Source organism: Lactobacillus sp. 23-2, assembly GCF_044902225.1.
GTDB classification, from domain to species: Bacteria; Bacillota; Bacilli; order Lactobacillales; family Lactobacillaceae; genus Lactobacillus; species Lactobacillus absianus.
In genome coordinates, this window is the sequence record NZ_JAOQBX010000104.1 from 1 (window position 1) to 210 (window position 210).

Annotated in this window: 1 protein-coding gene; it reads right to left on the minus strand. The window is 49.0% G+C overall.

The features are described from left to right. Positions 1 to 210, minus strand: a 210-nt coding sequence (locus OCH80_RS10350) for an IS200/IS605 family accessory protein TnpB-related protein (RefSeq protein WP_404540705.1), incomplete at both ends; no start/stop codon positions are given.

Sequence of the window (210 nt, forward strand, 5' to 3'; positions counted from 1 at the left end):
GGATCTTTCCGTACTTCTTGCACTTGTATTCCAGCATGGCACGAAATCTGCCCCAGCTTTGGCGCAGAATTGAGCGGGCAAGGTGGTGATTCTTCGTCATGTTCTTGATCTTGAGATCTTCAATGACGATGACGTCGTATTCCTTTACCAGCTGGTCCGTGATCTTGTGCAGATAGTCATCGCGCTGATTCGTGATGCGGCTCATATAGC